This window comes from Vibrio fujianensis, assembly GCF_002749895.1.
Taxonomy (GTDB): domain Bacteria; phylum Pseudomonadota; class Gammaproteobacteria; order Enterobacterales; family Vibrionaceae; genus Vibrio; species Vibrio fujianensis.
The window spans coordinates 353,331-376,710 of sequence record NZ_NBUS01000043.1; the positions used below are offsets into that span (position 1 = coordinate 353,331).

Annotated in this window: 23 protein-coding genes and 1 pseudogene; 19 read left to right on the forward strand and 5 right to left on the reverse strand. The window is 43.8% G+C overall.

Features of this window, described 5'->3' with window-relative positions; translation table 11 throughout:
- The 5 genes from B7C60_RS19185 to B7C60_RS12425 form a co-directional block, all read left to right on the forward strand.
- Positions 1 to 791, forward strand: a 791-nt coding sequence (locus B7C60_RS19185; RefSeq protein ID WP_245869355.1) for a histidine--tRNA ligase, incomplete at its 5' end; no start/stop codon positions are given.
- A 33-nt stretch (positions 792 to 824) separates the two neighbouring features.
- A complete protein-coding gene (locus B7C60_RS12405) occupies positions 825 to 1,439 on the forward strand; it encodes a YfgM family protein (protein ID WP_099611910.1) in 615 nt (204 codons plus the stop codon).
- Positions 1,440 to 1,451: 12 nt separating this feature from the next.
- Positions 1,452 to 2,612, forward strand: coding sequence for an outer membrane protein assembly factor BamB (gene bamB, locus B7C60_RS12410; protein ID WP_099611911.1), 1,161 nt, complete (start codon positions 1,452 to 1,454; stop codon positions 2,610 to 2,612).
- A gap of 172 nt (positions 2,613 to 2,784) precedes the next feature.
- On the forward strand, positions 2,785 to 4,272 hold the full coding sequence (der, locus tag B7C60_RS12415; protein ID WP_099611912.1) for a ribosome biogenesis GTPase Der: 1,488 nt from the start codon (positions 2,785 to 2,787) through the stop codon (positions 4,270 to 4,272).
- A gap of 482 nt (positions 4,273 to 4,754) precedes the next feature.
- The gene (locus tag B7C60_RS12425; protein ID WP_099611914.1) at positions 4,755 to 4,976 is read left to right on the forward strand and encodes a zinc ribbon domain-containing protein; all 222 of its coding nucleotides are present in this window, start codon (positions 4,755 to 4,757) and stop codon (positions 4,974 to 4,976) included.
- On the opposite strand, the gene xseA is transcribed toward B7C60_RS12425, so the two are convergent.
- Positions 4,973 to 6,304: an exodeoxyribonuclease VII large subunit gene (gene xseA, locus B7C60_RS12430; protein ID WP_099611915.1), complete on the reverse strand. Its 1,332-nt coding sequence runs from the start codon at positions 6,302 to 6,304 to the stop codon at positions 4,973 to 4,975. The genes B7C60_RS12425 and xseA overlap by 4 nt on opposite strands.
- Before the next feature lie 210 nt (positions 6,305 to 6,514).
- On the opposite strand from xseA, the gene guaB reads away from it, so the two are divergent.
- Positions 6,515 to 7,978 (forward strand): IMP dehydrogenase, encoded by a 1,464-nt coding sequence (gene guaB, locus B7C60_RS12435; RefSeq protein ID WP_157928701.1) that lies wholly within the window; start codon positions 6,515 to 6,517, stop codon positions 7,976 to 7,978.
- A 91-nt stretch (positions 7,979 to 8,069) separates the two neighbouring features.
- Positions 8,070 to 9,623, forward strand: coding sequence for a glutamine-hydrolyzing GMP synthase (gene guaA, locus B7C60_RS12440; RefSeq protein ID WP_099611917.1), 1,554 nt, complete (start codon positions 8,070 to 8,072; stop codon positions 9,621 to 9,623).
- A 419-nt stretch (positions 9,624 to 10,042) separates the two neighbouring features.
- Here the strand turns inward: guaA and B7C60_RS12450 are convergent, their stop codons facing one another.
- The 4 genes from B7C60_RS12450 to flgA form a co-directional block, all read right to left on the reverse strand.
- Positions 10,043 to 11,404, reverse strand: a complete 1,362-nt coding sequence (locus tag B7C60_RS12450) for an ApeA N-terminal domain 1-containing protein (RefSeq protein WP_099611918.1) — start codon at positions 11,402 to 11,404, stop codon at positions 10,043 to 10,045.
- A gap of 921 nt (positions 11,405 to 12,325) precedes the next feature.
- Entirely contained in the window at positions 12,326 to 12,763 is a 438-nt protein-coding gene (locus tag B7C60_RS12455) for a flagellar protein FlgN (protein ID WP_099611919.1), read from the reverse strand.
- Between the two features lie 22 nt (positions 12,764 to 12,785).
- Entirely contained in the window at positions 12,786 to 13,067 is a 282-nt protein-coding gene (flgM, locus tag B7C60_RS12460; RefSeq protein WP_099612037.1) for a flagellar biosynthesis anti-sigma factor FlgM, read from the reverse strand.
- A 343-nt stretch (positions 13,068 to 13,410) separates the two neighbouring features.
- Positions 13,411 to 14,208: a flagellar basal body P-ring formation chaperone FlgA gene (gene flgA, locus B7C60_RS12465; protein WP_099611920.1), complete on the reverse strand. Its 798-nt coding sequence runs from the start codon at positions 14,206 to 14,208 to the stop codon at positions 13,411 to 13,413.
- 79 nt (positions 14,209 to 14,287) lie between these two features.
- Between flgA and flgB the strand changes: the two genes are divergently transcribed.
- The 12 genes and pseudogenes from flgB to B7C60_RS19190 form a co-directional block, all read left to right on the forward strand.
- Entirely contained in the window at positions 14,288 to 14,650 is a 363-nt protein-coding gene (gene flgB, locus B7C60_RS12470; RefSeq protein ID WP_099611921.1) for a flagellar basal body rod protein FlgB, read from the forward strand.
- Between the two features lie 2 nt (positions 14,651 to 14,652).
- Positions 14,653 to 15,087, forward strand: a complete 435-nt coding sequence (gene flgC / locus B7C60_RS12475) for a flagellar basal body rod protein FlgC (RefSeq protein ID WP_099611922.1) — start codon at positions 14,653 to 14,655, stop codon at positions 15,085 to 15,087.
- On the forward strand, positions 15,087 to 15,770 hold the full coding sequence (flgD, locus tag B7C60_RS12480) for a flagellar hook assembly protein FlgD (RefSeq protein ID WP_099611923.1): 684 nt from the start codon (positions 15,087 to 15,089) through the stop codon (positions 15,768 to 15,770). The genes flgC and flgD overlap by 1 nt, the downstream gene beginning before the upstream one ends.
- 23 nt (positions 15,771 to 15,793) lie before the next feature.
- Positions 15,794 to 16,993, forward strand: a complete 1,200-nt coding sequence (gene flgE / locus B7C60_RS12485) for a flagellar hook protein FlgE (protein ID WP_099611924.1) — start codon at positions 15,794 to 15,796, stop codon at positions 16,991 to 16,993.
- 11 nt (positions 16,994 to 17,004) lie between these two features.
- Positions 17,005 to 17,736, forward strand: coding sequence for a flagellar basal body rod protein FlgF (locus B7C60_RS12490; protein WP_099611925.1), 732 nt, complete (start codon positions 17,005 to 17,007; stop codon positions 17,734 to 17,736).
- Positions 17,737 to 17,761: 25 nt separating this feature from the next.
- Positions 17,762 to 18,547, forward strand: coding sequence for a flagellar basal-body rod protein FlgG (gene flgG / locus B7C60_RS12495; RefSeq protein WP_099611926.1), 786 nt, complete (start codon positions 17,762 to 17,764; stop codon positions 18,545 to 18,547).
- Positions 18,548 to 18,576: 29 nt separating this feature from the next.
- Positions 18,577 to 19,248 (forward strand): flagellar basal body L-ring protein FlgH, encoded by a 672-nt coding sequence (gene flgH, locus B7C60_RS12500; protein WP_099611927.1) that lies wholly within the window; start codon positions 18,577 to 18,579, stop codon positions 19,246 to 19,248.
- Complete coding sequence (locus B7C60_RS12505; RefSeq protein WP_172953243.1) at positions 19,248 to 20,369, forward strand: flagellar basal body P-ring protein FlgI; 1,122 nt, start codon at positions 19,248 to 19,250, stop codon at positions 20,367 to 20,369. The genes flgH and B7C60_RS12505 overlap by 1 nt, the downstream gene beginning before the upstream one ends.
- Before the next feature lie 12 nt (positions 20,370 to 20,381).
- A complete protein-coding gene (locus tag B7C60_RS12510) occupies positions 20,382 to 20,942 on the forward strand; it encodes a rod-binding protein (protein WP_099611929.1) in 561 nt (186 codons plus the stop codon).
- Entirely contained in the window at positions 20,943 to 22,316 is a 1,374-nt protein-coding gene (gene flgK, locus B7C60_RS12515; protein ID WP_099611930.1) for a flagellar hook-associated protein FlgK, read from the forward strand.
- 13 nt (positions 22,317 to 22,329) lie between these two features.
- Positions 22,330 to 23,229, forward strand: coding sequence for a flagellar hook-associated protein FlgL (gene flgL, locus B7C60_RS12520; RefSeq protein ID WP_099611931.1), 900 nt, complete (start codon positions 22,330 to 22,332; stop codon positions 23,227 to 23,229).
- 14 nt (positions 23,230 to 23,243) lie between these two features.
- Positions 23,244 to 23,380 (forward strand): annotated as a pseudogene (locus B7C60_RS19190) (flagellin); the annotation flags it as partial.

The window sequence follows — 23,380 nt, forward strand, 5'->3', positions numbered from 1 at the left end:
TGGAACTGAACTCGATCGGCTCATTAGAGGCCCGAGCGAATTATCGTAGTGCATTAATTGATTATTTAGAGCAATACCAAGCCATCTTAGATGATGATTGTAAACGCCGTATGTACACCAACCCCTTGCGTGTTTTAGATACAAAGAACCCAGAGGTACAAGCGGTATTAGGTGATGCGCCTAAGCTTTCTGACTATCTGGATATCGATTCTAAACAACATTTTGCAGGGTTATGTGAACTTCTTGACGCAGCTGGTATCGAATATACCGTCAATGAACGTTTGGTCCGTGGGTTGGATTATTATAATCGAACCGTATTTGAATGGATCACAGAAAGTTTAGGGGCGCAGGGCACGGTGTGTGGTGGTGGCCGCTATGATGGACTGGTTGAGCAACTTGGTGGGAAACCAACCCCGGCGGTGGGTTTCGCGATGGGGCTTGAGCGCTTGGTATTGATGATGGAAACGTTGGGCAATACAGACGTTCGTCGTCAGGTCGATGTTTATGTTGTCACTGCGGGTGAAGGCACCATGATGGCGGGTATGAAACTGGCTGAGCATTTGCGTGAACAGTTGCCAGGACTACGAGTCATGAATCACTGTGGTGGTGGTAGCTTTAAAAAACAATTTAAGCGTGCTGATAAAGTCGGTGCAGCGGTTGCGTTGGTTTTAGGTGAAAATGAAGTCCTAGAGCAAACCGTTGTGCTAAAAGATTTACTTGGTGGGGAACAAACCACCTTCTCTCAAAATGAGATTGCAAGCCAATTGGCGCATCTTATCGAACAACACTAATTTTTGAGATTTCTGATTTTAAGAGGACAGGAAGTGGAACTCTACGATACCGAAGAACAACAAGTTGAAGCAATCAAAGATTGGTGGAAAGAAAACGGTAAAGCGGTCATTTTAGGTGCCGTTATTGGTTTAGGTGGGCTGTTTGGTTGGCGTTATTACCAGCAGTCTGTGATTGCTGGGCAAGAAGCAGCTTCAGAAAACTACACTCAGGTTATGCAGAACTTAGCGCAAAAAGGCGTTGAGGCTGAATCAGACATACAGCGTTTTATTGCAAGCCACAATCAATCGGAATATGCCGTGTTGGCTGCCATGCAGTTAGCTAAAATACAGGTTGAAGCCGGTCATTTGGATGAAGCATTAGCGCAACTTGAATGGGCTAAAAATACGACCCAAGATGCCGCGTTAAAACCACTGTTGAGCTATCGTGTTGCTCGCTTACAGGCAGAGCAAGGGCAAAGTGATGATGCTCTGGCTGAGCTTGCCACAATAAAAGAGCAAAGTTGGGCTGGGCGAGTGGCTGAGCTACGTGGTGATATCGCTTTGCGTATGGGTGACAAAGACACAGCTTATACTGCTTATACTGAAGCTCAGCAAGCGAGTGACGCGAGCCAAACTTTGCAAATAAAACTGGATGATCTAGCCAGATAAGGGCATGACTTGATGAAGAAAATGTTCAACAAAGTGCTTTTGTCAGCGGCCATGTTAGGAGCATTGGTCGGGTGCTCAGGCGAAGAAGAAAATATCATCATGGCCCCTCTTCCGCTGGTTAAGAGTGAATTTACCCCACAATCCGTGTGGCGCAGTTCGATCGGAGATGGGGTGGGGCATTATTTTTCAAACCTTGCTCCAGAATATGCTTACGATAAGATTTTTGTCGCCAGCCGCGAAGGGGAAGTGAAAGCGCTGAATCCTGAAAATGGGCAGCCATTCTGGCGCGTTCGCCTTCAAGGTGACGTTCCTGCTCGTCTTTCTGGCGGTATCACTGCCGCTTATGGACAACTATTTATTGGCAGTGAGAATGGCGAAGTCATTGCGTTGGATGCTGAGAGTGGCAATGTTAATTGGCGGGCAAATATCGAAGGTGAAGTGCTGGCTCCGGTAGCCGCGGATAATAATTTTATTATCGCCAATAGCAGCCGAGGAATCTTAGTGGCTTTAGATGCTAGCACGGGCGAACAAAAGTGGACCATAAGTACCGATGTACCAAGCCTCACGTTACGTGGTGATAGCCAACCTGTCACAACATCAGGCGGAGTTTTTTGGGGCACACCGAGTGGCCGTCTCGCGGCTGCAATTGTTGAACGAGGCCAACTGATTTGGCAGTTACCGGTCGGGCAGCCTAAAGGCGCAACAGAAATCGATCGACTTGTGGATGTAGATGCAGCACCACTGATTATTGGTGCTAACTTATACACGATCGGCTTTAATGGTCAATTGATGGCTATTGATTTACGTTCAGGAAATCCGCTATGGAAACGTAATTATTCATCAACAACCAACATGGCCAGTGATGGTAGTCGCTTATTTTTGATTACTGATAAAGATCATGTTGTTGCTGTCGATGCGCGAAGCGGTACCGAATTGTGGAGCAATAAGCAGCTAGAACATCGTTTATTAACGGCACCTAAAATTATTGATGGTTATGTGGTTGTTGGGGACAGCGAAGGCTATTTACATTGGTTTGATCGTGGCAGTGGTGAATTTGTCGCACAGCAACTCATTCATAAAAGTGGTTTTGCAGTCGGACCGTTGGCTTTAGATGACGGATACCTAGTGATCACACGGGATGGTAAAATAAAGAAACTGACGATCCGTCAATAAATCGTGATACAATTCACAGTTGGCTCCTAGCTGGAAACAGTTGGGAGCCGTTTTGTTGAAATAAACCTTGAGTTTATATACCCAAATGACTTGTGAATACTAAGCTTAATTACAAAGTCGCGAAGTTATTTCAGTATAATTACATAAGAAAAGAATCATTATTGAGGTTGTTATGATACCTGTTGTTGCTCTTGTTGGGCGTCCTAATGTAGGTAAATCGACGCTATTTAACCGACTCACCCGTACACGAGATGCACTGGTAGCGGACTTTCCTGGTTTAACGCGTGATCGAAAATACGGTCAAGCTAAGTTAGGTGAACATGAATTTATTGTGATTGATACTGGTGGTATTGATGGCAGTGAAGAAGGTGTAGAAACCAAGATGGCGCAGCAATCGTTAGCGGCGATTGATGAAGCGGATGTCGTCCTATTTATGGTTGATGGCCGTGCTGGACTGACGGTTGCTGATGAAGCCATTGCCCAGCATTTACGTCGAATTGAAAAGCATGCCATTTTAGTGGTCAATAAAGTTGACGGTATTGATGCGGATTCCGCTAGCGCGGAATTTTGGCAGTTAGGCATGGGCCAGCAAATGTACCATATTGCGGCAGCACATGGCCGTGGTGTGGGAGCATTGATTGATCGAGTTTTGAGTCCTTTAGCTGAGCAGATGCTTGAGCAAGGTGGTGAACTAGAAGATTTAACTCAATTTGAAGACCATGAGCCAGAGCAAGTTGATTATACCGAAGAAGAAGCGGAAGCGGTCTATCAGCGTTTGCAAGATCAACCCATTAAGTTAGCGATCATTGGACGACCTAATGTGGGGAAATCGACCTTAACCAATCGTATTTTGGGGGAGGAGCGAGTGGTGGTTTATGACATGCCAGGTACCACGAGAGACTCGATTTATATTCCCATGCAGCGTGATGAGCGTGAATATGTACTGATCGATACCGCGGGAGTTCGCCGCCGCAAACGTATTAATGAAACGGTAGAAAAATTTTCTGTCGTCAAAACCTTAAAAGCAATAGAAGATGCTAACGTTGTTCTACTTGTTGTCGATGCTCGAGAAAATATCTCTGATCAAGATCTAAGCTTGCTAGGGTTTGCGCTTAATGCTGGGCGCTCTATCGTCATTGCTGTCAATAAATGGGATGGGTTGACCACTGATATTAAAGAGCAAGTGAAGAAAGAGCTGGATCGTCGTTTAGGCTTTGTCGATTTTGCTCGTATTCACTTTATTTCTGCTTTACATGGAACGGGTGTTGGACACTTGTTTGAGTCCGTACAAGAAGCTTATCGATCAGCGACCACTCGTGTGGGTACATCAGTACTGACGCGCATTATGAAGATGGCAACCGATGATCACCAACCGCCTTTAATCCGTGGTCGACGCGTGAAGCTCAAATATGCTCATGCTGGTGGATATAATCCACCGATTATTGTTATTCACGGTAACCAAGTGAATGACTTACCAGATTCGTACAAACGTTATTTAATGAACTACTACCGTAAATCATTAGATATTATGGGAACTCCGATTCGAATTCAGTTCCAAAATAGTGAAAACCCATTTGAGACCAAATCAAATAAATTGACTTTATCCCAAGAGCGTAAACGTAAACGCTTAATGAATATGGTCAAAGATCGTCGTAAATAAACCTTAAAAACCCAAGCATTGTGCTTGGGTTTTTCTTTATCTTTTCTTAGTTCCGCGCCTTACACCTCTCTGTTTTGTACTGTTTTGATCGCTGCTTTTATTTTCCTTATTCAGGTGGCAGCGTGACTTTGGGCATCTGCCTACGATTCACCTATTTGTCATATTTCTCCTAGTGAGATCACTTAATGATCATTTTATTAAATTCTGATAATTGGAGTTTTTTTTGTTTTAATTAGTTTTTTTATCTGTTTAAAATCCAAATGCAGAATATGTAACTTATGCTTTCGGTGTGTGGTGATATAAATGTTCTTTTTGCTGGTGATCGCTGCTCATGCTGAAGAAAGCAAAAGATCAGCCTATGATCGCTTCTATTTGGGCGGGGAGATCATTTTCAGCGTCAATGTACGATCTAAATCCGTTCGATTTGTACTCTTAAGCTATAGCTATTATGATTCAAGAAAAAATAGCATCGGAAATAAACCATGAATGAATTATGTCCGCAGTGTGCGGATACATTAGAGTGGGATGGCCAGTATCACTGCGTGAGTTGTCAGGTTCACTATAAAAAAATAGCCCATTGTCCTGATTGTGATCAAGAGTTAGCAAAACTCCAAGCATGTGGCGCTGCTAACTACTTTTGTAATCGGTGCAATGAGTTGAAATCTAAATCGCGGGTTCGTGCTGAATTTCAGAAAATCGACTAATTTACTGTGGAATGTATCGCTTCTTGTGCAAGTCGTGTCACAAGTTTATCGCCCGTTTTGACTTCATCTGCACGGCGGATCACTTTTCCTTGCTCATTTTGAGTGATTGAATAACCACGCGATAAAGTGGCTAATGGGCTGACGGTATGCAATTTGTCAATCAGTAGCGTATAACGATGGCGAGAGGTAACGAGGGCTCGTTCCATTGCGGCTGTTAATTGGCGTTCGCATAAATTCAAGCGGTATTTTTGAGCTTGTAGCTGCTTTTCTGGAGACAGTCGTTGCAGATGATGGTATGAGTTTACAACCTGTTGATGCGCGGTCGACAAACGGCGTTGGATGGCTCTTTCTAAACGAAAGTTTAGCTCGTCTAATTGTTGTTGTTGACGTTGTAACCGATGAATCGGGTGGTGCTTATCCAACTGATGTTGTCGCTGTTTAAGGCCGGTGTATTGCTGAGTTAAATAGTAGCGCATGCCACTTGCTAATTTATGTTGATAATTAGCAAATGTTTGTTTTTTATGGCTATTATCTCGACTAACCATTTCAGCGGCCGCTGACGGAGTTGGGGCTCGCATGTCTGCAACGAAATCTGCAATCGTGACATCAATTTCATGCCCAATGGCACTAATAACCGGAATTTCACTCGCCGCAATAGTTCGAGCCACGATTTCATGATTAAAGCACCATAAATCTTCTAGTGAGCCACCACCGCGTCCCACGATCAATACATCACATTCTGCGCGAGAATTAGCACAGCCAATGGCCTGAGCAATACTGATTGCAGCTTCACTACCTTGCACTATGGTCGGATAAATAATGATCGGCAGGCTTGGATCGCGGCGTTTCAGCACCTGCAAAATATCGTGCAGAGCAGCTCCGGTTTTTGAGGTGATCACGCCCACACAGCGCGGGTGTTCTGGCAGTGGTTTTTTGAGTGATTGCGCAAATAACCCTTCTGCGGCCAGTTGCATTTTGAGTTGTTCAAATTCTTGTTGTAGCCGTCCATCGCCTTCAGGCTGCATACTTTCAATGATGATTTGATAATCACCACGAGGTTCATATAAAGAGAGCCTAGCTTTGACTAACACTTGTTGGCCGTTCTGAGGCTTAAAACGAACAAGACGGTTATTCCCTTTGAACATGGCACATTTCACTTGGGCGCGACTATCTTTCAGGCTTAAATACCAGTGACCAGAAACAGGTGCAGAAAAATTAGAGATTTCGCCGATTAACCATATAACGCCCATCTCATTTTCGAGCAACAACCGGACTTCTGCATTTAAGCGGGAAACAGTATAAATATTTTGATTAGTCAAGGAGGGCACCGCTAATTGAACCAGACGTGAGTATGGAAATTAGCGGCAATATAATACATAGCAAGGGGTGGATTGCAAATTAAAATTAAAAAAATGAGTGGTCAATCGATTGCTCTGGGCGTATAATCCATCCGCAATATCAAATCTAAATCCCTTTATTATGCGAAACGATAAAGTGGATTTAATACTCTTTAACATCTATGTTGTGAGATATTGCAAATGCTACGAATTGCTAAAGAAGCACTAACCTTCGATGACGTTTTACTCGTTCCTGCACACTCTACTGTTCTGCCGAACACAGCCGATCTTCGCACTCGACTTACCAAAAACATCACGCTAAATATTCCTATGATTTCAGCGTCTATGGATACAGTAACAGAAGCGCGCCTAGCAATTGCTCTTGCACAAGAAGGTGGTTTGGGCTTTATCCATAAAAACATGTCCATTGAACAGCAAGCTGAAGAAGTCCGCCAAGTTAAGATCTTTGAAGCGGGTATCGTCACCAACCCAGTTACAGTTCGTCCAGATGCAACGATTGCCGATGTCATGAGCTTAACCAAAAAACATGGTTTTGCTGGCTTCCCTGTGGTGTCTGAAAATCACGAATTGGTTGGCATCATTACCGGGCGAGACGTTCGTTTTGTGACAGACCTTTCTAAATCGGTTTCAGATGTGATGACACCGAAAGATCGCCTAGCAACGGTTAAAGAAGGCGCTTCTCGTGAAGACGTTCAAGAACGGATGCATAAAGCGCGTGTTGAAAAAGTTCTTGTCGTCAATGACGATTTCCAATTAACCGGTATGATCACGGCAAAAGATTTCTATAAAGCAGAAAGTAAACCCAATGCTTGTAAAGATGAGCAAGGTCGCTTACGGGTTGGCGCAGCTGTTGGAGCCGCTCCTGGCAATGAAGAGCGCGTGAAAGCGTTAGTGGAAGCTGGCGTGGATGTCTTACTGATCGATTCTTCTCATGGCCATTCTGAAGGTGTACTGCAACGTATTCGTGAAACTCGAGCGGCTTATCCTGATCTCGATATTATCGGCGGTAATGTTGCAACAGCGGAAGGTGCTCGCGCATTGATTGAAGCTGGTGTTAGTGCGGTTAAAGTGGGTATTGGTCCTGGGTCTATCTGTACCACGCGTATTGTGACTGGGGTTGGTGTTCCTCAAGTGACAGCCATTGCCGATGCGGCGGGTGTTGCCAATGAGTATGGTATCCCTGTTATTGCTGATGGTGGCATTCGTTTCTCGGGTGATATTTCAAAAGCGATTGCTGCCGGCGCATCTTGTGTGATGGTTGGCTCCATGTTTGCTGGCACCGAAGAAGCACCCGGTGAAGTGATCCTATATCAAGGTCGTTCTTATAAAGCTTACCGTGGCATGGGATCGCTTGGTGCGATGTCTAAAGGATCTTCTGATCGTTACTTCCAAACCGATAATGCGGCAGACAAATTAGTTCCTGAAGGTATTGAAGGCCGTATTGCTTATAAAGGCCTCCTTAAAGAGATCGTCCATCAACAGATGGGGGGGCTTCGTTCATGCATGGGGCTAACCGGATCGGCAAGTATTGAAGCACTGCGTACGCAAGCACAATTTGTCCGTATTTCAGGAGCGGGCATGAAAGAGTCTCACGTCCATGACGTACAGATTTCAAAAGAAGCCCCTAATTATCGTATGGGTTAAACGTAAACGTTTGCTTTTTTCCTTGATGACCTATCGAGAGGCGGGTAGACTCGCCTCCGTTTCTTAATTTAGCTGATAAGATTGCTTAATAATGACCAAGAATATTCATGATCAACGAATCCTTATTCTAGACTTCGGTTCTCAATATACTCAACTGGTAGCTCGTCGTGTCCGTGAAATCGGGGTGTACTGCGAATTATGGAGCTGGGATGTCGCAGCTGCCGATATTCGAGAGTTTAACCCTGACGGCATTATTTTGTCTGGTGGCCCTGAAAGCGTAACTGAGCTTAACTCACCTCGCGCACCTCAATATGTATTTGATTCAGGCCTGCCAGTCTTTGGTGTGTGCTATGGCATGCAAACCATGGCTGAGCAGTTGGGGGGGCGCGTGGCTAGCTCAAACGAGCGTGAGTTCGGCTACGCACAAGTTAATGTTTCAGGCCAGTCGGCACTATTTAAAGATCTTGAAGCAATTCAAGATGTTTGGATGAGTCACGGTGATAAAGTGGTGGAAATTCCAGCCGATTTCGTGAAAATTGGTGAAACCGAAACTTGCCCATACGCAGCAATGGCCAATGAAGAGAAGAAATACTATGGGGTTCAGTTCCACCCAGAAGTAACGCATACTAAAAATGGCCTAAAAATGCTCGAGAATTTTGTACTCGATATTTGTGGTTGTGAGCGACTATGGACTTCTGAATCCATCATTGAAGATGCGATTGCTCGTATTAAAGCGCAAGTGGGTGATGATGAAGTGATCCTCGGCCTTTCTGGTGGGGTCGATTCTTCTGTCGTTGCGATGCTAGTCCACCGTGCGATTGGCGATAAACTGACTTGTGTCTTCGTCGACAACGGGCTACTACGTCTCAATGAAGGCCAACAAGTGATGGACATGTTTGGCAATAAATTTGGCCTAAACATCATCAAAGTGGATGCGGAAGAACGCTTCCTATCAGCTTTAGAAGGCAAAGCTGATCCTGAAGAGAAACGTAAAACCATTGGTCATGTTTTTGTTGAAGTCTTTGATGAACAAGCTAAAAAACTTAAAAATGCCAAATGGTTAGCACAAGGTACGATTTATCCAGATGTAATTGAGTCAGCAGCATCAAAAACGGGTAAAGCGCATGTCATCAAATCACATCACAACGTAGGTGGTTTACCTGACGACATGGAAATGGGTCTAGTTGAGCCATTACGCGAACTGTTTAAAGATGAAGTGCGTAAGATTGGCCTAGAGCTTGGTTTGCCATACAACATGCTTTATCGTCATCCATTCCCAGGGCCAGGCCTTGGTGTGCGTGTACTGGGTGAAATTAAGAAAGAGTATTGCGATTTGCTACGTCGTGCTGACGCTATCTTTATTGAAGAGCTGCACAATGCCGATTTGTACAATAAAGTGTCGCAAGCGTTTACTGTTTTCTTACCCGTGCGCTCGGTTGGTGTCATGGGTGATGGCCGTAAATACGACTGGGTTGTGTCACTGCGTGCAGTTGAAACGATCGACTTTATGACAGCTCATTGGGCGCATTTACCTTATGATTTCTTAGGTAAGGTGTCGAATCGAATCATCAATGAAGTCGATGGCATTTCTCGCGTGGTGTATGACATCTCCGGTAAGCCACCAGCGACGATTGAGTGGGAGTAGGCTTAGTTGTAAAAACTAACCAAGTCCTTATAAAATAAAAATGCCAGTCAGTATTACTGACTGGCATTTTTTATGGTTGTATCAGTTCACAGCGATGAAGGCGTTCTATTTTGGGAGATAGGGGCTGCACAACACCGGATACGACCAGAAGATAAAAGCGATTGCCGTTAAAATGGAGGTATTCCCAAACAGGTTGGCTGGGCGTGCTTATAAGGACATGATGAGATCGGTCGATCAAATAGACAAAATGAGCGCTGGCCGTTTGGGCTACGCAAGTAATTAGAAAGCACACGGGCCGGTTATGGCGATCACACTGATTATTGTGAAGCTGTAACTTGTTTCTGGACAGAAACGCGTTAGAGTTTAAGGTCTAACGCGTTCGTTATAGATTAGAATAAGTATATTGCAGCCTTAAACGCTTAGGTTACGCTAATCTTTTGCTTGAGCGGGTAGCAATTATCAACAACACTATCAATTTCTTTCTCACTGAATCCAATAGTTTTTAAAAAGTGGAGCTGGAATATCACTTCCATTTTTTGACACAACCCCAAGAGTTCATCTCTGCTAGCTGAGTTGTCTTTTAAGTTATCACTGTAATGAGTAAGGTAATTCCTTGTATCTACAATTTTTCTTAAAAGTTTCCCTCTTTTTTTGCTAGTTCCAAGTTTATCTTTGAACGGCTCAACAATTCGTTTCAACCTTTTACCTAAATTAATTTCATTTCCATGCATTAATCGGCCATTGAGCCAAGCAACATGCTGCTCTGGGCAAGCTTCACGGATGATTGAAACGAGATCTTGAAACGCCAAAGAATCCATAAGTTGTTCATCACTTGTCCTCCTATGATATGTCTCTAACCCTTGCGCTAAAGCTAAAAATTTACCTTCAAGGTATTTTTGCGCTCCATTTTTTGTAGAGAAGTAGAGACTTAATGCTGGAGACATAGTTTCATATGCACCTAACCAGTTGTTAAAAACATCCTGAGCATTACTTTCTATCGTTCCATAAGTGAATAACATTCTATGCCCGTTTTTGCTTGGCACTTTTTCTGTGAAAGGTATGCTAGGGTAGAAAATTTTCACTGAAACTGGATATCCTCCATCTTTTTGTATTTCTGTTGATGTAGCTGACAAACTTTTCAATGCGACTGTAGTATCGATAGCAAAGCACAAGAAGTTGGTTAACTTATAAGCTATTTCTGTAAAGTCATCTAATGGCCTTAATTCTTCAGATTTCAACTGAAAATAAACTCGTTGTGAAATTTTGGCTTCAGTAGTGTTAGGTGTACCTGGGAGAGTATATGCAAAACAAATTTCGAGTTTCATGCCATTATCTAGTTCATAGGAAATATTCTCTGGAGGGACATAACTGATAGTGACAGTTTTGTATTCTCTACCACTGCTGACATTAATACCACTAATGCCAATCCACTCATCTAGGCAATCAACTGAAAATGATAATGTATTAAAGGTTACAACTTCATTTTTATCGTAGGCGACACCACTTAAAACTGTATTTACACAAAGTCTTGATTTTGATATTCCACCGAAAGCTAGATTTTTGTTGGTATAGAAGCAGTTCTCTAGAGTTACTAAACCATCATTCTCAATATGCCCGATTATTCTATCAAATTCATCATCGTTAAATGAGCCGAAATGTCCGACTACTTCCAGTTGAATATCCCCTCCATCTTTGATAGTTAATATCCCAGGAATCTTTTTCTCATCTCGCTCAGGAAGCCAAAAATATCCAGTTTTTACATATTCATGCTCAATTCTCATGTCATTCTCCTAATAAATTTAACCATATTTAAACCCATAAATAGCATAGTAATCTTGGTTAGTGATGCCCTTTAACTAGAAGATGCCTATTTGTCACAATACGGTATTCATCAACTCGCCATATAAAACAATACACGCATTGCTTCATTAGAAAAAAGTAAGTCAAATCACAGGGCTAAAAAATGAGATGTACGTTGCTTCTAGCTGATAATGGGGCAAAAGTGAATTTTGAGTTGAGCTACAAGAGTCAGTACCGCTTACTCTGACTCGATATTGAGGTTGCGTTATTTGGTTGAAGATTTGCTCGGCTTTAAGCCAGGAGTATTTCCTGGTGTTTTTTTATTGTCACGCCGACGCTGATCTGGCTTACCGGTCGACTTAGCTATTGGTTTTGGTCCTGGTTTTAAACCCATGATTTGATCCTTTTACTTAACGAGGTTATTCCGCGTTGTATAATCTTTGGGCAGTATTGATGGCTTTCAAGATGTGTATGAAAAACAATCTCAAAATATCCCCAAGGTCTCTTGCTGGTAACTCACGTTTTGATGCGTTTTAAAAATGTACTGCGATAAGTTGGAGGCACAAGATGGATAGAATTACCTCGGGTTCGTGATGGCTGAGTGTTGAAGAGAAACAAGAGCCTCGTTGTGGTATGCAAGAATCCTCAGCTGGGCTAAAGCCGAACTAAAACGTCGACGAGACGCAAAAAATCAAAAAAATTCACGCATGGTATCGATGATGGTATTGAGAAAGACCACCTTTCTAACTAGCTGTTATATAGGTTTATTTCCTGCTTGTTGATATTCGAATGGCGTAGGTTTTGTGGTAAAAACTAGCCAAGTCTTTATAAAATAAAAAATGCCAGTAGCTAGAAAGCTACGGGTGATTTTGGGTGGTGACAGTGGGTATTAAAATCTGGTATTAAAACCGTTGTTCTTCATAAGTATGCTGAGCTGGATGTTTGATATGATGCATTATTTCATGGAAAGCCGCTGAGCTTTGTCCATTGCTTTGATTGAGCTGGTGGCACTCATGAATCAAACTCTTGAGATATGTCCATTGATTTCTGGCCTTGATATTAAGCTCTGAGGGAAGCGCATTACAAATGCGTTGGACACTGTGTTCATGAATAGGAAGCCCAAGTTTGCGTAGATGCAAACTTCGCTCAGTGGCATGATGACTTAGCTGATTGAGTATCGGGATTTGCTGAGCTACGTTGTCGTTTAATGCCACGCTATCAAATGTGAGGTAAATAGATTTTTGTTCTCTAAGTAGTTCTAGCAGCTGTTGGTATAGTTTTATATCGATGCTAATACTGTTAATAACGGCTTGAATTCGTTGAGCTTTGGGTGATGCCATCGTGATATCCTCAATGATAGTCTTACTCGTGTCCCGTATAAAATTGCATTAGCGCTTTTGATAATGCTTTTGAGTCTAGGCTTAATTGACCGTTTGTCAGCGCATTTCTAACTTGCTCTACTTTTGCCATGTCGATGTCTGGAAGAGCGGCCATCTCTTTCTGAGCGTGCTCGATTGCTGTTGTGTCCACTTTCACCTGATGCTCTGGTGTTTTGGCTCTAGTTGGCATGTCGACCGTTTTTGTTGTTGTTTGCTGCAAGCTTGTGTGAGATACGTTCCCACCGGCTATTTTATCAATTTTCATGTCATTATCCTCAATCATCCTCTCCTATTGTACTTAGGCGGCCAACAGATGACGATAGTTAAATCGAAATTATGATTTTAAGCTTCAGCTTATTTTTATGTTGAAAGGTATACCCAAACAACTTGGCGTTGCAGGTTGGCGGCAAGTGAGTAACAAATGTGAACAGCCGTAGGCTGGCCTTTGATGAGAGCCACGGATGGCTCTCATCATCCCCATGAGCATAGACAGGCGATGTGATTGGGGTGAACGAACGTAGCCAACACCGCTGCGGCTTCAAGTAGGAAGGGGATATAAAATTGCTTTGTTATTCACGGCCGTGAATATGGATCACTAGAATCGGAAATCAAAATAGCGTTTTTGCTTGATTTTTTCCGGTTACGACGGCACGAATAACGTTTCCTGAACTGATATTTTGTACCTCAATTTGTTTACCTAAGTATCCATCTTCTAAAGCAATTCCTTTTGTGGTTGCGATAAATCCATCTTTGTTAGCAATTAAAATAATTTCATTACCTTTTTCGATCACTGCGGAGACTTGTACATCACTTTGGCTCAACACGCTGCCACCTCGTATGCGTCTGATGGTTTCGAGACCGATAGCTTGGTTAGGGTCGGTGTAGAAGCTGTCTTGCTTGGTTAATGTTCGACGTTCTACTTTTAGATCGGCGGCAGAGAGTGTGGTATTTCGGTTGATGGTTTTATCTGTTACGACGACAGGTAAAGAGATGCTGGCTTTTATGGTGACATTAATACGCCAAGTATTATTAAGGTCATTACAACTGATGGCACGTTTTAGGTTTCCGATAGGCAGTGAATGATAATCTCGGGTTGAAATAAAAAGGCGTTTTGTACACTTAGGCAAATGCTGGACTGACTTAGGTAGCCATAATTCGTAATTTAGCCGGTAGTGCTGCCAATGTTCATTGCGGGCATAATCGTGCACTTCTTGTTCAAACTGGCTTGAGACATATTGTTTGATTTGGTTTTCAGTCTGGGCTTCCATCGCTAAGCTTGGCAGAGTAAAAAACAACCAGACAGCAAGTAGCATGGTATGGATGGGGTGGCGTTTACCTTGCTTCCTACTGACTTTTTTTGTTTCCGCGTTGCGGAAGTTTGGTTTCCTTTCTTTTTTATAACTCATTGAAAAAAATAACTTATTTGATTGGCATGTATTTTGATTCTTATTAAGTCAGACCGTAAACGACTTAAAGGAAACTTGAATGGCGATCTCATTTGATAGTGCTCTGGGTGTTCATACCGATGCTCTCAACTTTCGTGTTCAGCGTACCAAAGTCCTGGCCAGTAACCTAGCAAATGTTGATACCCCAGGATATTTGGCCAAAGATTTAAGTTTTACAACTGTTATGGATCAGCACTCATCTGGCCGTATAAGTCAACCTAGAGCTAGGTTTGAGGTGCAAACTCAGTACGCCGTCCCTTATCAAAACAGTAAAGATGGGAATACCGTAGAGCTGAGCGTTGAGCAAGCTAAGTTCACGAAAAATAATATGGATTTTCAAACCAGTCTGACTTTTTTGAATATGAAATTCAATGGGCTGGCGAAAGCAATTGAAGGACGTTAACCATGTCATTTAATGATATTTATTCTGTTACCGGTTCGGCGATGAATGCACAGACAGTGCGATTAAATACCATTGCCAGTAACCTAGCAAATGCCGATGCGGTATCTGCAAATCCAAATGATGCCTATAAGGCGTTAAAGCCGGTTTTTGCCACGGTGTATAACAAGACACAACTGGCCCCAGAAAGTAACAGCTATCCGAGCGCGGAAGTGCGCATTGTTGATGTCGTAAAAAGTGCTGGGCAAGCGGAAAAACGCTTTGAGCCACATCATCCTTTAGCGAATGATGAAGGCTACGTTTTCTATCCAGATATTGATGTCGTCGCCGAGATGGCGGATATGATGTCGGCCACTCGTAGTTTTGAAACCAACGTTGAAGTGCTTGCGAATGTAAAAAGTATGCAACAAGGTTTACTTAAGTTAGGGCAGGGTAGTTAATGAGTCTTGCCCAATACACGGCTTTTTCGGCAGATATTCCAGTAGCATCGACCAATTATGAGACGCCAAAAGTTGCAGCTAACCCTCAGGATCCCAACGGAGGCACTGCTTTGCAAAATGAGTTTATCAATCTTATGGTCGCTCAAATTCAAAATCAGGATCCTCTAAACCCTTTAGATGGGACGGAATACGTCAGTCAGTTAGCGCAGTTTTCTCAAGTTCGCAGTATGGAAAATATGTCCAGCTTGATGAAAAACAGCATGGTTTTACTAGATAACATGCAAGTGCTTTCAACCGCTAGTTTAGTTGGGCAAACAGTCTATGTGGCCGCCAACGAATTTCAACTGGATGATGAGGCGCAGCATGGGCGAATTGAGCTTGAGCATGCGTCGAATCAAGTCAACCTGATGATCAAAGATGAGTTCGGGCAACAAACGAAAGTTTCGCTTGGCGCTCATGCCGCCGGTGATCTCGATTTCTCTATTGATCCAAAGAAACTGGGTTTAAAACCGGGCAAATACACCATCTCTGTTGAGGTACAAGAGGGACAAACTCGTCCTAATATGCTGCTAGCAGGCAAAGTTGAACAAGTTCGTATCCCAAGTAACGGTGGTGCAGCGCTTGTTAACGTCCAAGGTGTTGGTTCAATCCCTTTTTATCAAATCTCCCAGTTTGGTGCCTAACCCGATAAGGAAAAAAGTCAATTATGAGCTTTAACATTGCACTTAGTGGTTTAAATGCCACGAACTCTGAATTGAATACAATCAGTAACAATATTGCGAATGCGTCGACATTTGGTTTTAAAGGTGCTCGAACTGAATTTTCATCAGTTTATAGCGGTATGCAAGCGAGTGGCGTTGAAGTCGCTTCAATTTCGCAAAATTTCGATAAAAACGGCTCGGTGATCAACACGGGGCGGGCAATGGATATTGCAATTAATGGTAATGGTTTTTTTGTCACCAAAGATCATTCAGGGCAAACTCTGTATACTCGCGCGGGGATTTTTGCTCCCGATAAGGACAATTATGTTGTCGCTAACAACGGTGCAAAGCTGCAAGGTTACAGTGTTGATAGCAATAACCAGCTTTTGTCAGGTATGGTGGGTGATATTAAAATTTCTAATGCTTCACTGGGTGCAAAAGCGACCGACAAAATCGACTTTGTGGCTAATTTTGATGTGACCTCTCCTGTCATTACCGCACCATTCAATGCAAGCGATCCGAAGACATTTAACTCCTCTTATACCACCAAGGTGTACGACTCTTTGGGTAACGGCCACACGGTGACTCAGTATTTTACTAAGACCGCTGATAATACGTGGCAAATCAATATGGAAGTCGATGGCGGAAGTACGGCGTTGACCGCTCCCACTAAAGCTCAAACAGTAACCTTTGATGCTGAAGGTAAAATGGCTAGCCCTTCCTCACCATTTAACATCGCATTTAATGCCTCAGGCGCAAATCCTGTAAATCTATCCGTCGATCTGACAGGCACAACGCAATTTGGCGCAGCATTTAGTGTGAGCAAAAATAATCCAAATGGTTATGGCGCTGGTGAATTGAAGGGCATTCGCGTTGAAGATAATGGTGAAGTTTATGCAACTTATACTAATGGTCAGTCACTATTACAAGGGCAAGTGGTCTTAGCTGATTTTGCCAATCCTCAGGGTTTAACCAAAGTGAGTGGGACGGCGTGGACACAAAGTTTTAGTTCTGGTTCGCCAGCCGTTGGCACTCCAAGAACTGGCGTACTTGGCAATTTAACCCCTGGGGCGTTAGAAGGGTCTAATGTGGATTTAACCAATGAGCTAGTAAGTTTAATGACCGCTCAGCGTAACTATCAAGCTAATGCGAAAACCATTTCAACCAGCGATAAGTTAACACAAGCCTTATTTAATGCAGTTTAACGGAATTTGATATGGATAGTTTGTTATTTACCGCCACTTCCGGTGCAACTCGAGCCTTGAAAGCTCAGCATGTTCACTCCAATAACTTGTCAAATGCGGATACGGCAGGTTTTCGTGCCGATATGGAAAGGGTGCAAAGTTTGCCCGTTGAAGGGGTTGGGTTTGATGGCCGCACTATGGTCGTAACCAACTCCGCCTCTACCCGCTTTGATGCGGGTGATTTGATAAAAACAGGTCGACCGCTTGATGTGGCCATGCGCGGAAAAGGGTTCTTTGCGGTTGAAACGCCAGCGGGAAATGAAGCTTATACCCGTGCGGGGAACATCAATGTTGATAGTTTTGGTGTGATGAGCATCAATGGTTTTCCTGTCTTGGGTGAAAATGGTGCACTTGTACTGCCTGATTATCAGAATGTAGAAATTAGTGAACGGGGCCTTGTGTCTGTTACACCTCCGGGAGGTGGTGCAAAAATAGAGGTGGGTACATTAAAACGGGTCAACCCACCGGAAGGACGCTTGCAAAAAGAGAGTGACAGTCTGTTACACAGCATTGATGGTGTTCCTTTCCCGGTCGATGAAACCGTTCAATTGGCCCCCGAGCATTTGGAAGGAAGTAACGTCTCTGCCATCAATGAACTATTGAGTGTGATGTCTTTGACTCGCAATTTTGAGATGCAGGTGCGGATGATGAAAACCGCTGAGACATTGGCTCAAGCCGGTAATAAATTAATGGCAGCGAGATAACGCTAACCTCTGTAGGAGAGACACAATGCATTCAGCATTATGGGTAAGTAAAACGGGTATGGCAGCCCAAGATACTAAAATGACAGCCATTTCGAATAACTTAGCTAACGTAAACACGGTTGGCTTTAAACGCGATCGCGTTGTATTTGAAGACTTATTTTACAGTATTCAACGCCAACCGGGTGCGCAAGTTGATCAGATTAATGAGTTACCAACCGGCGTTCAGCTCGGTAGCGGTGTTCGTGTGGTGGGCACACAAAAAGTCTTTACTCAAGGGAATACCCAAAATACCAGCCAACAGTTTGACCTCGCGGTTATGGGGCAAGGTTTTTTTCAGATCGAAAACACCGATGGCCAAATAATGTATACCCGTAATGGGCAATTTCATATCAATTCAGAAGGTTTGATGGTGAATAGCCAAGGTCTACCGTTGGAGCCGCAAATTCAAGTTCCAGATAACGCTGTTGCAGTCTCTGTTGGCGTTGATGGTACGGTAACCTCGGTCAGCAATGATGATCCGACACCACAGCAGCTTGGACAAATTACGCTAGCTAAGTTTATTAATCCGGCGGGCTTGGAAGCGGTAGGCGGAAACCTGTTTAAAGAAACTGAGGCCAGTGGGCCAGCCAATGAATTGATTGCTGGAGAAGATGGAGTGGGTCAGATTAAACAGGGCTCATTAGAAGGTTCGAATGTTCAGGTAGTTGAAGAAATGGTCGATATGATTACTACTCAACGAGCCTACGAAATGAATGCAAAAGTGGTTTCTGCTGCGGATGATATGCTCAAGTTTGTCGCGCAATCGATGTAAACAATAGGGTGATGGTGAAAGAGAACGTGATGAAAATATTTTCCCGCGCTTGGGTTGTTGGTGCATTACTTTTGGTTGGCTGCTCTGGCCTACCAGAGCTGGTTCCTCCTTCGCCAAACAGTGAAGAATATGCGCCGCCAAAACTCGATTACACCCTACCTGAAGCGAAGTCAGGCAGTCTTTATCGTCACCAGTATACGATGACTCTGTTTCAAGATCGTCGGGCTTATCGAGTTGGTGATATTCTGACGGTTTTACTTTCTGAAGAAACGGAATCGAGTAAAAAAGCCGGAACCCAATTTGGCAAGAAATCCGGGGTGAACTTGGGCGTGCCGACCATTGGCGGCAAAGTCATTGATGAGTTGGGCGTTAGCATTGATGGCAATCGTAGCTTTGATGGTAGTGCTTCCAGTTCGCAAGGAAATAAATTACAAGGTGCCATCACCGTGACCGTACATGAAGTCTTACCCAATGGTGTTTTGCGCATCAGTGGTGAGAAGTGGCTAAGACTCAATCAAGGCGATGAATTTATTCGCTTAACGGGCATCATTCGAGTGGATGATATCAGTCGGAGTAATCAGGTTTCATCGAAAAGAATTGGTGATGCAAGAATTACCTATTCTGGCCGCGGTGCCTTGGCGGATAGTAATGCTTCAGGTTGGTTAACGCGATTCTTTAATAGCCCTTGGGTGCCTTTCTAATGAAACAAATCAAAATCTTTCTTTCAGTATTTCTCATCGGGTTGGTGTTGGGTATGGCACCGGTAACTCAAGCGGAAAACAAAATAGCGTTAATGGATTTGGTTGATGTGCAAGGTATTCGGCAAAACCAATTAGTCGGTTATGGGTTGGTGGTTGGTCTTGATGGGCAGGGTGACCGCAATCAAGTTAAATTCACCTCACAATCCATCACCAACATGCTTCGTCAATTTGGTGTGCAAATCGACGAAAGCATGGATCCTAAACTAAAAAACGTTGCCTCAGTGAGCGTGACCGCTTCCGTTGATCCCATGGCTGGGCTAGGACAAACGCTTGATGTCGTCATCTCTTCTATTGGCGATGCAAAAAGCTTGCGAGGAGGAACATTACTCTTAACGCCGTTACGAGGAATTGATGGCGAAGTGTATGCCGTTGCGCAAGGCAATGTTGTCGTTGGAGGGGTATCGGTTGAAGGAAGGAGCGGTTCTAAAGTTCAGCAGAACATTGCTACCGTAGGGCGCATTCCTAGTGGTGCAACTTTAGAGCGAGAGATTGCCACCGACTTCAATGAACGTGAAGAAATCACCCTCAATCTACGCAAACCTAGTTTTACCACAGCCAAGAATATCGCTCGTGAAATTAACAACACTTTTGGCCCTAATGTCGCTAAAGCCATTAATAAGGCACGGGTAGAGATGCGAGCGCCGATGGATACACAGCAACGCGTGGTCATGATGTCGATGCTAGAAGAAATGAGTGTGACAGAGGGAAGAAAACCTGCGCGCATTGTCTTCAATTCTCGCACTGGCACGGTCGTGATTGGGCAAAATGTGAAGGTGGCAGAAGCCGCCGTTAGTCATGGCAATCTCACGGTGCGTATTTCGGAATCGCAACAGGTGAGTCAACCGAATGCCTTTGCTGATGGTGAAACCAAGGTCGTAAATCAGAGCGATATTGATATCAATGAAGAGCAAGCTCAGATGGTGATCTGGCCCCCAGGTACAGACATTAATACTATTGTTAATGCAGTCAATAGCTTAGGAGCAACGCCCAGTGATTTAATGTCAATTTTACAAGCTTTGAACGAAGCGGGCGCACTGAATGCTGAATTAGTCGTAATTTAAAAGGGAGCCAAGATGAAATTAGACACCAACCCAGAATCGTCTCAATTGGGTAACATCTTGTACCACGACAATAATGCCTTGAATCAAATCAAAAGTAGTCGTGATGATAAAGCCGCTATTGAAGCGGTTGCCGGGCAATTTGAAGCCATGTTCTTACAAATGGTATTACGCCAGATGCGTAGCAGCAGTGATGTGTTAGCCGATAAAGACAACCCTTTTGTCAGTAAGCAACAAGGCATGTTCTTAGATATGTATGATGGACAGTTAGCGATAGAGTTAGCCAAAAAACAAAGTTCAGGGATTGCTAACCTGTTAGTACAACAACTGAGTCCATCAATGCGTGAAGTTGAGCTAACCGGCAGCATGGCGATAGAGCCTGCCAATGAAATTAAATTCTCCCCTATCGGGTTAGCGCCGGTAGGAAGGTCGCCACACGATAATCACGCAGAGCAAAGCGTCAACTCGGCGATTAACGTTAACGCGGAAGCGGTCGCCTCTGTTAAGCAAGTACTAAATGAGGTTGGCATGACGACGGCGTTTTCTCAACCACTTGTTCGAAAAATGGAGCTGTAGATGAGTCTCGTTAATATTGCCTTGTCGGGTTTGAATGCCAACCGTGTCGCGCTAGAGATAACCGCGCAGAATGTCGCCAACGTCAATACTGCTGGCTATAGTCGCCAACAGGCGGTACATGCCGCGATTGGCTCTGGCACTTATGATCGACTCAGCCCTGGTTCAGGCGTCGAAGTTACCAGTATTCGTCGGGTAACTGAACAATTTTTAGTGAAACAAACGTGGTTAACGAACAGCCTTGCAGGTTATGCTTCAAGCTATACCAATAGCATGAGCCAACTTGAGAACACCTTGTCTGCTGATGGTTTTAGTATTTCAGCTGGCTTAGATACCTTATTTACCTCGCTCAATGATGCAACGGTTAAACCTGAATCGATTCCGTACCGTCAACAAATTATCAATGAGTCAGAAGCGTTATCGCATCGTTTCCATACCCTCAGCCAATCATTGCATCATCAGCATAAGGATATCAGCGACCAGCAAAATGCTGCGATATTGCACGCCAATAGTTTGATGAGCAATATTGCGGATACCAACAAGCAGATCGCTGAAATGCAAGGCACCGGAGGTAATCCTGCCCAATTATTGGATGCCCGAGATGCGTTAATTGGCGAACTTGCTCAAGTGCTCGAAGTCAGAACAACCGATCAACCAGACGGCACGTTACAAGTGACGTTAGCATCAGGACAACCGTTAGTGATAGGTACAGAAGCGGCGAAACTCAAAGCGATCCCCGATCCTGCCGATCCCTATATGGCGGATTTGCAGGTGGAATTTGGTAAGCAAAATTTTGCTATCTCTCATGCGGTTGGTGGCAAGTTAGGGGCGTTAGTTGATTATCAACATGACGTGTTAAAGCCAAATCAACGGGCGCTCGATGATATGGCTCAATCGTTGGCTGATGAATTTAATCATATTCTTGCGACGGGGAAAGATCTGAACGCAAACACAGGTAAGTCGTTATTTCAGTACGACCCCACCAACCCTGCCGCAAGCTTAAGCATTACCGATATTCAACCTGAAGAATTGGCTTTTTCTGAAGATGGAACACCTGGTAACTCCGGTGTGTTGAGCCACTTAATCGAATTAAGTAATAAAGCGGTGAGCGTAACAGGTTACGGTTCTTTAAGCTTGAATGATGCATTCACTGCCATGGTCGGGCAAACCGCGATCAAGGCCAGACAAGCAACTGCAGACTTTGATGCCAAAACAATAATGAATAAACAAGCGATTGCGGCTAGAGACAATGTCAGTGCCGTCAATAGCGATGAAGAAGCGGCAAATTTAATGGTATTTATTAATGCTCATAACGCGAATATGAAAGTGATCAGCAAAGCCAACGAGCTTTTCGATTCCGTTCTTCAACTAGTCTAAAAAGGAAGTTTTGATGCGAATCAGTGATAGCCAATTTAGCCAAATTATGTTGCAAAGTTTGCAAGGTAATAATGCGGGTTTGGGGCAAGTCTTACAACAAATGTCAACCAGTGACCGTTTAACGAAGATTTCGGATGATCCGATGGCATCGATTAAGCTGCTAAATCTTGAACGGGAAGGGAGTGCAATCGATCAATATCAATCTAATATTGCGAATGTTAAAACGACACTTTCTCGTCAAGAAACGCATTTAGATTCGGTCAATGAAAGTTTAAAAAGTATTCGCGACCTTGTGTTGTGGGGAGCAAATGGTTCACTTACCGATGTTGATCGCGATGGAATGGTGACGGAACTTAAAAGTTTAAGGGATGCGGTTGAATCGTCCTTTAATGCTCAAGATGAAGAAGGGCATTATCTATTTTCGGGAACCAAAACCAATAAACCAGCGATACAACATAGTGGCGGGGCATATATTGTCGATGGAAACAGCGATAAGCGCGTGGTTACTGTGGCTAAAGGCGTAACAATGGAATCAAATGTCACCGCGAAGGAGATCCTTGAGCTGGGTGGCGGGAATAATGTTCTTAACCAAATTGATACGCTGATTAGCGAATTTGCGGCTCCGAGTGCAAATTTTCAGGCAACGGTAGACGCGACGCTGAGCGTGATTGATCAAACCTCGGCAAATGTTTTAGGAGCAATGACCAATATTGGTGGGCGTTATAACAACCTAGACTTGCTCAATAGTGCTCATGGTGAGAACAAGTTGTTTGTTGATAAAGTAAGCAGTGATTTATCCGCGCTTGATTATGGTGAGGCTTCTGTTCGTTTGAGTAAGTATCTTGCTGCGTTGCAAGCCACTCAGGCCAGTTATGTCAAAATCAATGAACTTAGTTTGTTTGATCGGTTATAAGGTTAACAAGTTTTATGGTAATGAGCACGGTGAAGGTTAAGCCGCATGGTATTCGATTGGCGGGGCAAGAGCAGCCGCCAATAACACCGATTCGTTCAGCGAATTTAAACAGTAAGATTACCCCGCCTTTATCCACTGTTCAGGCTGCTCC

What these genes read in the sequence shown, in the direction of transcription:
- bamB (WP_099611911.1), top strand. Translation starts at nt 1,452, where the DNA reads ATGAAGAAAATGTTCAACAAAGTGCTTTTGTCAGCGGCCATGTTAGGA.
- flgK (WP_099611930.1), top strand. Translation starts at nt 20,943, where the DNA reads ATGAGTCTCGTTAATATTGCCTTGTCGGGTTTGAATGCCAACCGTGTC.
- flgB (WP_099611921.1), top strand. Translation starts at nt 14,288, where the DNA reads ATGGCGATCTCATTTGATAGTGCTCTGGGTGTTCATACCGATGCTCTC.
- flgM (WP_099612037.1), bottom strand. Translation starts at nt 13,067, where the DNA reads ATGAAAATTGATAAAATAGCCGGTGGGAACGTATCTCACACAAGCTTG.
- flgD (WP_099611923.1), top strand. Translation starts at nt 15,087, where the DNA reads ATGAGTCTTGCCCAATACACGGCTTTTTCGGCAGATATTCCAGTAGCA.
- B7C60_RS12510 (WP_099611929.1), top strand. Translation starts at nt 20,382, where the DNA reads ATGAAATTAGACACCAACCCAGAATCGTCTCAATTGGGTAACATCTTG.
- flgC (WP_099611922.1), top strand. Translation starts at nt 14,653, where the DNA reads ATGTCATTTAATGATATTTATTCTGTTACCGGTTCGGCGATGAATGCA.
- flgA (WP_099611920.1), bottom strand. Translation starts at nt 14,208, where the DNA reads ATGAGTTATAAAAAAGAAAGGAAACCAAACTTCCGCAACGCGGAAACA.
- flgG (WP_099611926.1), top strand. Translation starts at nt 17,762, where the DNA reads ATGCATTCAGCATTATGGGTAAGTAAAACGGGTATGGCAGCCCAAGAT.
- flgL (WP_099611931.1), top strand. Translation starts at nt 22,330, where the DNA reads ATGCGAATCAGTGATAGCCAATTTAGCCAAATTATGTTGCAAAGTTTG.
- guaB (WP_157928701.1), top strand. Translation starts at nt 6,515, where the DNA reads ATGCTACGAATTGCTAAAGAAGCACTAACCTTCGATGACGTTTTACTC.
- B7C60_RS12425 (WP_099611914.1), top strand. Translation starts at nt 4,755, where the DNA reads ATGAATGAATTATGTCCGCAGTGTGCGGATACATTAGAGTGGGATGGC.
- guaA (WP_099611917.1), top strand. Translation starts at nt 8,070, where the DNA reads ATGACCAAGAATATTCATGATCAACGAATCCTTATTCTAGACTTCGGT.
- B7C60_RS12455 (WP_099611919.1), bottom strand. Translation starts at nt 12,763, where the DNA reads ATGGCATCACCCAAAGCTCAACGAATTCAAGCCGTTATTAACAGTATT.
- der (WP_099611912.1), top strand. Translation starts at nt 2,785, where the DNA reads ATGATACCTGTTGTTGCTCTTGTTGGGCGTCCTAATGTAGGTAAATCG.
- flgH (WP_099611927.1), top strand. Translation starts at nt 18,577, where the DNA reads ATGAAAATATTTTCCCGCGCTTGGGTTGTTGGTGCATTACTTTTGGTT.
- B7C60_RS12505 (WP_172953243.1), top strand. Translation starts at nt 19,248, where the DNA reads ATGAAACAAATCAAAATCTTTCTTTCAGTATTTCTCATCGGGTTGGTG.
- flgE (WP_099611924.1), top strand. Translation starts at nt 15,794, where the DNA reads ATGAGCTTTAACATTGCACTTAGTGGTTTAAATGCCACGAACTCTGAA.
- B7C60_RS12490 (WP_099611925.1), top strand. Translation starts at nt 17,005, where the DNA reads ATGGATAGTTTGTTATTTACCGCCACTTCCGGTGCAACTCGAGCCTTG.
- B7C60_RS12450 (WP_099611918.1), bottom strand. Translation starts at nt 11,404, where the DNA reads ATGAGAATTGAGCATGAATATGTAAAAACTGGATATTTTTGGCTTCCT.